9 protein-coding genes and 1 riboswitch are annotated in these 10,500 nt (G+C 74.3%); of the genes, 4 read left to right on the plus strand and 5 right to left on the minus strand.

Going from position 1 to position 10,500, the window contains the following annotated elements; all coding sequences use genetic code 11:
- Positions 1-155: 155 nt before the first annotated feature.
- The 4 genes from CNO22_RS22075 to CNO22_RS22090 all read right to left on the minus strand — a co-directional run bounded on the left by CNO22_RS22075 (position 156) and on the right by CNO22_RS22090 (position 6,045).
- Positions 156-581 carry a hypothetical protein gene (locus CNO22_RS22075; RefSeq protein WP_232807251.1) on the minus strand — a complete coding sequence of 142 codons (426 nt, stop codon included), beginning with the start codon at positions 579-581 and terminating at the stop codon, positions 156-158.
- Between the two features lie 93 nt (positions 582-674).
- Positions 675-810: riboswitch (cyclic di-AMP (ydaO/yuaA leader) on the minus strand.
- 360 nt (positions 811-1,170) lie between these two features.
- Positions 1,171-3,801, minus strand: coding sequence for a Na+/H+ antiporter NhaA (gene nhaA, locus CNO22_RS22080; RefSeq protein WP_100501384.1), 2,631 nt, complete (start codon positions 3,799-3,801; stop codon positions 1,171-1,173).
- The gene (locus tag CNO22_RS22085) at positions 3,798-5,312 is read right to left on the minus strand and encodes an MFS transporter (RefSeq protein WP_232807252.1); all 1,515 of its coding nucleotides are present in this window, start codon (positions 5,310-5,312) and stop codon (positions 3,798-3,800) included. Before CNO22_RS22085 ends, nhaA begins: the two co-directional genes overlap by 4 nt.
- A 4-nt stretch (positions 5,313-5,316) precedes the next feature.
- Positions 5,317-6,045, minus strand: a complete 729-nt coding sequence (locus tag CNO22_RS22090; protein ID WP_100501385.1) for a glutamine amidotransferase — start codon at positions 6,043-6,045, stop codon at positions 5,317-5,319.
- Between the two features lie 143 nt (positions 6,046-6,188).
- On the opposite strand from CNO22_RS22090, the gene CNO22_RS22095 reads away from it, so the two are divergent.
- The 4 genes from CNO22_RS22095 (at position 6,189) to CNO22_RS22110 (ending at position 9,985) form a co-directional block, all read left to right on the plus strand.
- Positions 6,189-6,446 carry a hypothetical protein gene (locus CNO22_RS22095; RefSeq protein WP_100501386.1) on the plus strand — a complete coding sequence of 86 codons (258 nt, stop codon included), beginning with the start codon at positions 6,189-6,191 and terminating at the stop codon, positions 6,444-6,446.
- Positions 6,443-7,273, plus strand: coding sequence for a hypothetical protein (locus CNO22_RS22100; RefSeq protein WP_100501387.1), 831 nt, complete (start codon positions 6,443-6,445; stop codon positions 7,271-7,273). Before CNO22_RS22095 ends, CNO22_RS22100 begins: the two co-directional genes overlap by 4 nt.
- The gene (locus CNO22_RS22105; RefSeq protein WP_198588513.1) at positions 7,273-9,096 is read left to right on the plus strand and encodes a fumarate reductase/succinate dehydrogenase flavoprotein subunit; all 1,824 of its coding nucleotides are present in this window, start codon (positions 7,273-7,275) and stop codon (positions 9,094-9,096) included. The genes CNO22_RS22100 and CNO22_RS22105 overlap by 1 nt, the downstream gene beginning before the upstream one ends.
- 73 nt (positions 9,097-9,169) lie before the next feature.
- A complete protein-coding gene (locus CNO22_RS22110) occupies positions 9,170-9,985 on the plus strand; it encodes a succinate dehydrogenase/fumarate reductase iron-sulfur subunit (protein ID WP_232807253.1) in 816 nt (271 codons plus the stop codon).
- Between the two features lie 19 nt (positions 9,986-10,004).
- Here CNO22_RS22110 and CNO22_RS22115 read toward each other — a convergent pair.
- Positions 10,005-10,500 (minus strand): transposase (locus CNO22_RS22115; protein WP_157936980.1); only part of this gene is annotated, 496 nt, incomplete at its 5' end.

Here is a 10,500-nt window from a genome sequence, read left to right on the forward strand (position 1 = left end):
AGGCCGACCTCGTTGTCCAACCCCAGGGTTGTGACCGATCTGCCGCTCGACGGTCATTGATGGCAGCCTGCCCGCCCTACTTGTTCAGCAGGCTCCTAGAGCCGACCCGCGCGAGAGCCTCCCCACCCGCACCGGGCAGGGAGGCTCTCGTGCTGTCAGGCGGGCCGGAAGGCCACGTGCGGGTGATCCATGTGGTTGGCCGTGGGGGAACCACGGTCGGCCATGGCCCGCCACGTGCCGGACGAGACGATGTAGATGCGCTGCCGCCAGATCACGTACTCGACACGGAAGCGGGCGGCGTTGTCGATCACGTACTGGGCGACGGCGTCACCCTTGGCCCGGTCGGCGTGGACCATGAAGTCGGCAGCGCGGCCCTGAGTGGGGCTGTGGCCGGGCCGCGTGTAGACGGTGGAGACGCCGAAGCGCTGGGCGACCTCCTCGACGACGGGGCGGACGTGCGGGTCCCACATGCTGTAGGCGCTCGAGGTGGGCGTCGGCTTGCCGGCGGGGGCCGGCGCCTGGGCGGCGGCGGTGGTGGGCTGCGTGGGGTGCGCCTGTGCGGGCAGGGCGGTGAGCGTCACGCCGGCACCGGCGAGGAGTGCCACCACGGCACGCCGGCCGCGGAGCGAACGACCGGACGAGGGCATGCGAGTAGTCGTCATGGACGACGGTTCTCCTGTTCTCCTTGACCGCCGACCGGGTTAGCTGACGGGTTCGGGCGGGGAACTCGCCCGGCAGACCGGCGCTGGTGTCCGGTGCTGCTTCACCCCATGTGCTGCGGTGGGTCCCCGGCCCGGGCGCCGACTGCTGCCGGCGCCCGGTTGGGCGGCGCCCGACGGGTGTCACCGCGGTTCGGCGACGGGGTCCCGTGGAGCCGGGCCGACGCTAGGTGGGCCGCCGGGCCGGGACTCGGGGGCCCCCAGGGGAACCAGGGACGGTGGCCGGCGGGGGTCGATGCTGCGTACGCCCTGCACAACCGCCCGTCCCACCCCGGTGGGCACCACAGCGTCACGGCGGTCGCTACGGGCAGTAGTCAGTGGCACTTTGCCGAATCCGCGCGCGCCAGCACGCACGGACACGGGCGCGCTACGTAGTGCGCAACGCAGGCGGCGCCGGGACGGCGTCGGAGCCGGTGGGTGGCCGGTCGCCGACCGCGGCGGCCCGATCCGGTCAGGTACCGGACCCGATCGCGGCGAGGACCTCGTCGTCGCTGGGGTTGCGCAGCACCGCGCCCTGCCGCCACACCACCACGGGCAGGTCGTCCTCGGTGACGCCCAGCTCGGCGAGCACCGCCGCGCCGTCCCCGCCGGCGTCCAGGTCGACGAAGCCGGCCGCCAGCCGGTGCCTGCGGGCCAGCTCCTGCAGCCGCCGGCTGTCCGGAGACCCGCCCCGCCCGACGATGCGCAGGTCGGCGGCGAGCTCGAGCAGCATCGAGCGGCGCAGCAGGAAGGCCCGCAGCACCAGCTCCTTCAGGGCCGGGTCGGTGGTGAAGACCTGCCGCAGCTGCTCGCGCTCGACGCGCAGCACCTCGGCGGGCTGCAGCACCAGCGCGGTGAGCGACACCGGCTGGCCGCCGAACAGGTCGAGCTCGCCGAGGAAGCGGTGCGGCCCGTGCACCGAGATGACCCGCTGGCCGGCCCGGCCGTGGTCCTCCACAACGGCCACCCGCCCCGCGACGACGACGTGGAAGGCGTAGCCGACGTCGCCCTCGCGGAAGAGGGTCTCCCCCGGCGCGCAGTGCAGCCGGGTGGCGGTGCGCTCGACCAGCGCGACCTGCTCGTCGGTCAGCCGCGGGAAGGCGCCGTCCCGGTCGGGGGTCTCGGGCAGGTCCACCGGGACGGCGTCCGGCGGGTCCCCGGCGTCCTGCCGCCGCTCGCCGCGCCGCGGGCCGAGCGCCGGCAGCACCAGCCCGCTCGGTCCGTCGTCGCCGGACGGCGGCAGCTGGACCTCTGCCGCGGCGGCCGTCAGCGCGGCGGCCAGGGAGTCGGTGTCGAAGGGGCCGGTGTGCCGGCGGCCGTTGACGAAGAAGGTCGGGGTGCCGGTGACGCCGCTGGCCTCGGCCGACTCGACGTCCTCCTCGACCCGGCGGGCGAACCGGCTCGACCCCAGGTCCCGGGCGAAGCGCGGCACGTCCAGCCCGGCGGCCGCGGCGTGCTCGAGCAGGTCGCCGGCCGTCAGCCGGTCCTGGCCGGCGAACAGCAGGTCGTGCATCTGCCAGAACCGCCCCTGCGCGCCCGCTGCCTCGGCGGCCTCGCCGGCCAGCCGGGCGTGCGGGTGGACGTCGACCAGCGGCACGTGCCGGAAGACGTAGCGCAGCCGGTCGCCGAAGCGCTCCCGCAGCTCCTCGACCGTCCCGGTGGCGTTGCCGCAGAACGGACACTCGAAGTCGCCGTACTCGACGAGGGTGAGTGGCGCGTCGACGGGGCCGCGCACGTGGTCGCGGGCGACGTCCACCGGCGGCTCCAGCAGCGCCGGCCGCAGCCCGGCGCCGGGCGGACGGCGGCGGTCGGCCAGCCGGAACAGCCCCCAGCCCAGCAGCGCGGCCAGCACCGAGGCGACCAGGACGCCGACCCGCGCCTGGTCGGCCAGCGCCTCGTCGTCGAAGGCGAGGTCGACGATGAACAGCGAGATGGTGAAGCCGATGCCCGACAGCGCGGCGCCGCCGGCCAGCTGCAGCCAGGTCAGCCCCGGGGCCAGCTCGCCCAGGCGCAAGCGCACCGCCAGGCCGGTGCCCAGCAGGATGCCGACCAGCTTGCCCAGCACCAGCCCGGCGACGACGCCGACGGTGACCGGCGAGGTGGCCGCGGTGCGCAGCGTCTCGCCGGTCAGCGGGACGCCGGCGTTGGCGAGGGCGAACACCGGGACGATGACGAAGCTGGTCCACGGCTGCCACAGCTGCTGCAGCCGCTCGCTGGCCGACACCGACCGGTCGATCGACAGCCGGGCGGCGCGGGCGAACCCGGGGTTGGGCGACTGCTGGTAGGCCCGCGTCCGCCGGGCGGCGTCCTCCACCTCCGCGCGCCGGGCCGGGTAGGCCGGCGTGAACAGCGCGATCACCACCCCGGCCAGGGTCGGGTGGACGCCGGAGAGGTACATCGCCACCCACACCGCGACGCCGAGCACCAGGTACGCCGGACCACGCCAGACGTCGAGGTACCGCAGGCCGACCATGAGCGCCAGCCCGAGCAGCGCCAGGACGAGCGGGCCGACGGCGAGGTCCTCGGTGTAGAAGAGCGCGATCACCGTCAGCGCACCGACGTCGTCGGCGATGGCGAGGGTGAGCAGGAACAGCCGCAGCTGTGCCGGGCAGGCCGGCCCCACGAGGGCGAGCACGCCGAGCAGGAAGGCGGTGTCGGTGGAGATCACCACGCCCCAGGCGGCGGCCGCCTCGCCACCCCCGGCGAACGCGACGTAGACCAGCGCCGGCACCGCCAGGCCGGTGACCGCGGCCACCGCCGGCACCGCGGCGCGGCGCCGGTCGGTGAGCTCGCCCATCACCAGCTCGCGCTTGATCTCCAGCCCGACGACGAAGAAGAAGAACACCATCAGGCCGTCGTTGACCCAGTGCTGCAGGTCCAGGGCGAGCTCGGCACCGGCGAACCGGACGGCGAACTCGGTGTGCCAGAAGGTCTCGTAGCTCCCGCCCCAGGGCGAGTTGGCCCACAGCAGCGCCGCGACGGTGGCGGCGAGCAGGAGCCCGGCGCTGCCGGCCTCGGTGCGCAGCCGCTGCCGCAGCGGGGCGACCCGCGCGAGCAGGCCCGCCCCGCCGGACGTGGACTGCTGGGCGGCGTTCGTGCTCACCGCGTCCCCTCTCCGCTCCCCGACGGGTGCACCTGCGGCCCGCTGATCCCACAGTGCGGGCACTCCTCGATGTGCAGTCGCTGCCGCGGCTCGGGCTCCGCCGTCCCCAGGGTCCGGCGCACCAGCACCGCGGCCAGCAGCGCGCCGGCTCCGAGCAGGCCGGCGCAGACCAGCATCGCGGTGCGGAAGCCGGCGGCGAAGGCCGCGGGGTCCCCGACCCCGGTGCTGCCGAGCCCGGCCACGGCCGGGACGACGGCGACGGCGAGCAGCCCGGCGGCGCGGGCGGCGGCGTTGTTCACCCCGGAGGCGACGCCGGCCAGCCGGTCGGGCGCGGAGTCCAGCACGGTCGCGGTCAGCGGCGCGACCAGGAGCGTGAGCCCGGCGCCGAACACCGCGGTGGCGGGCAGCACGTCGGTCAGGTAGCCGGCGTCCGGGCCGATCCGCGCCATGAGGAACACCCCGGCGGCCGCGACGAGCGGCCCGGCGGTCAGCAGCGGCCGCGGGCCGACCTCCTGGGCCAGCGCGCCGACGCGTGCCGAGAACGCCAGCATCAGCGCGGTCACCGGCAGCACCGCGGTGCCCGCCGGCAGCGGGTCGAACCCGGCGACCACCTGCAGGTGCAGCACCAGCAGCACGAACACCACCCCGAGGGCGGCGTAGACGAGCAGGGTCACCGCGTTGGCGGCGGTGAACTGCCGGGAGGCGAACAGCGCCGGGGGCACCAGCGGGGCCGGCGAGCGCCGCTGGACGACGGCGAAGGCGGCCAGGGCGACCAGCCCGGCGGCGACCCAGCCCCAGACGCCGGGGCCGCGTCCGGGCTCACCCGCCGCGGTGAGGCCGTACGTGAGCGCACCGAGGCCGGCGACGACGAGCGCCGTCCCCGGCCAGTCCAGGTGCCGCGCGGCCTGCGGGTCGCGCGACTCGGGCACGTGCCGCACTGCCACGGCGACCACCACCGCGGCCAGCGGCAGGTTGAGCAGGAAGACCAGCCGCCAGTCGATACCGACCAGCCAGCCGCCGACGAACGGCCCGACCGCACCGGCCACCCCGCCCAGCCCGGACCACGCGCCGACCGCCGCGGCCCGGTCGGCGCCGGAGAAGGACGCCGAGATCAGCGCCAGGCTGCCCGGGGTCAGCAGCGCGCCCCCGACGCCCTGCAGCGCCCGCGCGGCGACCAGCGTCCCCACGTCGGGCGCCAGGCCGCACAGCAGGGACGCCGCGGCGAACCAGACCGTGCCGACGACGAACACCCGCCGCCGGCCGAAGCGGTCGCCGAGCGAGCCGCCCATGAGGATCAGCGAGGCGAGGGTGAGCGTGTAGGCGTTGACCGTCCACTGCAGGCCGGGAAAGCCGGCGTCGAGCTCGGTGCCGATCCGCTCCAGCGCCACGTTGACGACGGTGGCGTCCAGCATCGCGAGGCTGGACCCGAGCACGGTCGCCAGGAGCACCCAGCGGCCCTGCGGGGTGCCCATCCGCAGGCCGCCGTCCGGCACGACCGGTCCCCGGTACACCGGTTCAGCCGTACCGGGCGACGAAGGTGGCCAGCAGCCGGCTGGGCTCGGTGACCACCGCCTGGCTGACCCGGGTGATGAGCTCCTCCATCTCCGCGGGCGGGAAGTAGCCGGCGTGCTGGTAGACCCGCACCCGGGTGACGACGCCGGCGACGTCGAGCTCAGGGTGGAACTGGGTGGCGTAGACGTTGCGGCCGACCCGGAACATCTGCACCGGGCAGCCGGCCGACGTCGCCAGCAGCACCGCCGAGGGCGGCAGCACGCAGCAGGCCTCCTTGTGCCCGACGAGCGCGTCGAAGACCTCCGGCACCCCGGCGAGCAGCGGGTCGGCCCGGCCGGCCTCGGTCAGCGTGACCGGCACGCAGGAGACCGGCTCGCCGTGGGTCCGGTCGATCACCCCGCCCTGGTGCACGCCGAGGGTGCCGATGCCGTAGCAGGCGCCGAGGAAGGGCAGGTCGCGGGCGACGACCTCGTCCAGCAGCCCCGACAGCTCCGCCTCGACCCGGTGCTGGACGGCGGACTTGTCCTCGGCCGGGTCGCTGGAGTTGAACGGCCCGCCGCCGAGGAGGACCCCGGCGTAGTCGTCGAGGTCGAGCGGCGGCAGGGGGCCGGCCTCCAGCCGGATCCGCCGCAGCTCGCGCTCCTCCAGGCCCGTGGCGCGGAGGAAGGCGGCGTACTCGTCGTCCGCGGCCTCGTCCTCGGGTCGCGAGGCCAGCAGGAGGAAGGGCCGCACGGGCGACGATGCTAGGCCGCCGCGCCGTGCCGGCGGCCGAGCCTCCGCCACCCGCTGCCGAAGTCCTTCCGCGGGCCGGGCTTCCGTGGTCGACTGCCCGCACCCGCCGTCGACGGCGGTGTGACCGGCACCTGGAGGCAGCGATGTCCCTGGAGCAGGACGTGGCGGCGGCCCGCCGGGCCGTCGACGCGCTGGAAGCGGCGTGCACCCCGCTCGCCCGACACTTCGGGGACACCGTGGACGCGCGCCGGCTGAGGATCGACGTCGCCCGGCTGCGCGACGACCTCGCCCTCCTGTGCGGCGCGGCTCGCGTGGCCCCCGGTGCCCCGGGCTCCTCGGCCGTCCTGTACGACGACGGCTACGACCCGGGAACCGGCGGGTCCGGTCTCACCATCCGGTGACGACGACCGCGCCGCGCGGGACCGGGGCGGCCTCCCCGGGACACGGTGGCGAAGGGCCGGCCCCGCGGCGCGCGGCCATCGCGGCGCGGACCCTGCGCACCGACCGGTGGTGGCTGCAGCCGCTGCTGACCGTGCTGGCGCTGGTCGCCTTCGTCGGCTACTCGACGTTCCGCGCGTTCCAGAACGCGTACTACTTCTCCGAGCCCTACATCTCGCCGTTCTACTCGCCCTGCATCACCACCGGCTGCGAGGGCGAGACGTTCCCGGAGCTCTTCACGGGACCGGCGTGGATCTCCCCGGCGATCTACATCCTCGTCGTGCCGCTGGGCTTCCGGCTGACCTGCTACTACTACCGGAAGGCCTACTACCGGTCGTTCTGGCTGTCCCCGCCGGCCTGCGCGGTGGCCGAGCCGCACCGGCGCTACACCGGCGAGACACGGCTGCCGCTGCTGGGCCAGAACCTGCACCGGTACTTCTTCTACCTCGGGCTGCTGTTCAACGTCGTCCTCACCTACGACGCCGTCCTCGCCTTCCGCGACGAGACCGGCGCGTGGGGGCACATGGGCCTGGGCACGCTGGTGCTCCTCGCCAACGCCGCCCTGCTGTGGCTGTACTCGCTGTCCTGCCACTCCTGCCGGCACGCCGTCGGCGGCCGGATCAACTCCTTCTCCCGGCACCCGCTGCGCTACCGCGCCTGGACGCTGGTATCCCGGCTGAACGCGCGACACATGCAGTACGCCTGGATCTCGCTGTTCGGCGTCGCGTTCGCCGACTTCTACGTCTTCCTCCTGGCCACCGGCACGATCTCCGACCCGAGGTTCTTCTGATGGAGCTCGAGAGACACAGCTACGACGTCGTGGTCGTCGGAGCGGGGGGCGCGGGTCTGCGGGCCGCGATCGCCGCGCACGAGGCCGGGGCGCGCACGGCCGTCGTCTGCAAGTCCCTGCTCGGCAAGGCGCACACCGTCATGGCCGAGGGCGGCATCGCCGCGGCGATGGGCAACGCCTACGCCGAGGACGACTGGCGGGTGCACTTCCGGGACACCATGCGCGGCGGGAAGATGCTGAACCACTGGCGGATGGCCCAGCTGCACGCGCAGGAGGCGCCCGACCGGGTGCGCGAGCTCGAGGACTGGGGCGCGCTGTTCGACCGCACCCCCGACGGGCTGATCAGCCAGCGCGACTTCGGCGGGCACCGCTACGCCCGCCTCGCGCACGTCGGCGACCGCACCGGGCTGGAGCTGATCCGCACCCTGCAGCAGCGCACCGTCGCCCTCGGGGTCGACGTCTACATGGAGTGCACGGTCACCCGGCTGCTCACCGGACCGGCCGGGGGCGGTGGGGCGGGCGAAGAACACGGCATCACCGGCGCGTTCGGCTACTGGCGCGAGTCGGGGCGGTTCCTCGCGTGGGAGGCGCCGTCGGTCGTGCTGGCCACCGGCGGGATCGGCAAGGCCTGGAAAGTCACCTCGAACTCGTGGGAGTACACCGGCGACGGGCACTCGCTGGCGCTGGCCGCCGGCGCCGGGCTGGTGAACATGGAGTTCGTCCAGTTCCACCCGACCGGGATGGTCTGGCCGCCGTCGGTGCGCGGGATCCTCGTGACCGAGAGCGTCCGGGGCGACGGCGGCGTCCTGCGGAACTCGGCCGGCAACCGGTTCATGTTCGACTACATCCCCGACTTCTTCCGCAAGGAGACGGCGGAGACCGAGGACGAGGCCGACCGCTGGTACGACGACAAGAAGAACAACCGGCGCCCGCCCGAGCTGCTGCCCCGCGACGAGGTCGCCCGGGCCATCAACAGCGAGGTCAAGGCCGGGCGCGGGTCGCCGCACGGCGGGGTGTTCCTCGACATCGCCAGCCGGCGCCCGGCCGAGTACGTCCGCCGGCGGCTGCCGTCGATGTACCACCAGTTCAAGGAGCTGGCCGACGTCGACATCACCGCGGAGGCGATGGAGGTCGGCCCGACCTGCCACTACGTGATGGGCGGCGTCGAGGTCGACCCGGACACCGCCGCGGCGTCCGTCCCGGGCCTGTTCGCGGCCGGCGAGGTCGCCGGCGGCATGCACGGCTCCAACCGGCTGGGCGGCAACTCGCTGTCGGACCTGCTGGTCTTCGGCCGGCGCGCCGGTGCCGCCGCCGCCGAGCACGCGGGGAAACGGGCCGGCCTGGTCGCGCTCCGCGAGGAGGCACTGGCCGAGGCGGCGCGTGCGGCCCTCGAGCCGTTCGAGCGGGAGGGTGGCGAGAACCCCTACGCGGTGCAGTCCGAGCTGCAGCAGACGATGCACGACCTGGTCGGCATCATCCGTACCGCGCCGGAGATGGAGCGTGCGCTGAAGCGGATCGCCGTCCTGCGCGAGCGGGTGGCGGCGCTGTCGGTGGAGGGGCACCGGCAGTACAACCCCGGCTGGCACCTTGCGCTGGATCTGCCGCACCTGCTGGCGGTCAGCGAGTGCGTCGCGCGGGCCGCGCTCGCCCGGGAGGAGAGCCGCGGCGGGCACACCCGCGACGACTTCCCCGCCGCCGACCCCGGGTGGGGGCGCCTCAACCTCGTCTGCACCCGCACCCCGGACGGCGCGGTGACCGTGACCCGTCAGCCGCTGCCGGAGATGCCACCGGAGCTGGCCGAGGTCTTCGAGGAGCAGACGTGACCGAGCTCGCGAGGTCACGCAGGGACACAGCACCGCCCGGCACGGGCCCGACGAGCGCCAGCGAGGAGGGCACGTGACCGAACCGGGGGAACCGAGCATCGGCGCGGTCGACGAGGGCCAGGGAGGGAACCGCGGCGGCTACGACGCCACCTTCCGCGTCTGGCGCGGCGAGGCCTCCGGCGGGGAGCTGCAGACCTTCACCGTCCCGGTGAACGAGGGTGAGGTCGTCCTCGACGTCATCCACCGCCTGCAGGCCACCCAGGCCGGCGACCTGGCCGTCCGGTGGAACTGCAAGGCCGGCAAGTGCGGGTCCTGCAGCGCGGAGGTCAACGGGCGGCCGCGGCTGATGTGCCTGACCCGGATGAGCACGTTCGCCGAGGACGAGACGGTGACGGTGACCCCGCTGCGGACCTTCCCGGTCATCCGCGACCTGGTCACCGACGTCTCCTACAACTACGAGAAGGCCGCGCAGATCCCGGCGTTCACCCCCCGGCCCCGGGACCCGGACGGCAACCACCGGATGCAGCAGGTCGACGTCGACCGGCCGCAGGAGTTCCGGAAGTGCATCGAGTGCTGGCTGTGCCAGAACACCTGCCACGTCATCCGGGACCACGAGGAGAACAAGGCCGCCTTCGCCGGGCCGCGGTTCCTCATCCGGCTCGCCGAGCTCGACATGCACCCGCTCGACGTCGTGGACCGGCGGGACGCGGCGCAGGAGGAGTTCGGCCTCGGCTACTGCAACATCACCAAGTGCTGCTCCGAGGTGTGCCCCGAGGGCATCCATCTCACCGACAACGGGATCATCCCGCTCAAGGAGCGGGTCGTGGACCGGAAGTACGACCCGCTGACCTGGCTCGGGTCCAAGATCCGGCGGCGCCGTCCGGACTGACAACGTGTCGAGAAAGGGTTCAGGAAGCTCGTGCTGGCTGCCAGGGACGGCGGCCGGGAGCGGGTGCAAGGCGGCGGGCCATCAGCCCGATCATGGCCCACTTGATCATCGCTTCGGAGTGGGCGGGCAGCCGTTCGTAGTCCCGGCTCATCCGGCGATGGCCGGTGATCCAGGCGTGCGTGCGCTCGACCACCCAGCGGCGCGGCAGCGGCACGAAGCCCTGCTGGCCGACCAGCTTGGCCACCACCTGCACCAGGATGCGCAGCGCCTTCGAGGCGAAGTCCTGGGTGCGGCGGCTGTAGGCGGCATCGGCCCAGACCAGCACCAGGGAGGGCATGGCCATCTTGGCCCGGTCCAGCACCCGGATGCCGCCGTCGCGGTCTTGCACGCTGGCCGCGGTCACCAGCACGACGATGAGCAGCCCCAGGGTGTCGACCACCAGATGCCGCTTGCGGCCGTTGACCTTCTTGCCGGCGTCATAGCCGCGCGAGCCCTTGCCGACCGTCGACGCGCCG

Origin of the sequence: Geodermatophilus chilensis, from assembly GCF_002802985.1 — a bacterium.
Classification (GTDB): domain Bacteria; phylum Actinomycetota; class Actinomycetes; order Mycobacteriales; family Geodermatophilaceae; genus Geodermatophilus; species Geodermatophilus chilensis.

What these genes read in the sequence shown, in the direction of transcription:
- CNO22_RS22105 (WP_198588513.1), top strand. Translation starts at nt 7,273, where the DNA reads ATGGAGCTCGAGAGACACAGCTACGACGTCGTGGTCGTCGGAGCGGGG.
- CNO22_RS22095 (WP_100501386.1), top strand. Translation starts at nt 6,189, where the DNA reads ATGTCCCTGGAGCAGGACGTGGCGGCGGCCCGCCGGGCCGTCGACGCG.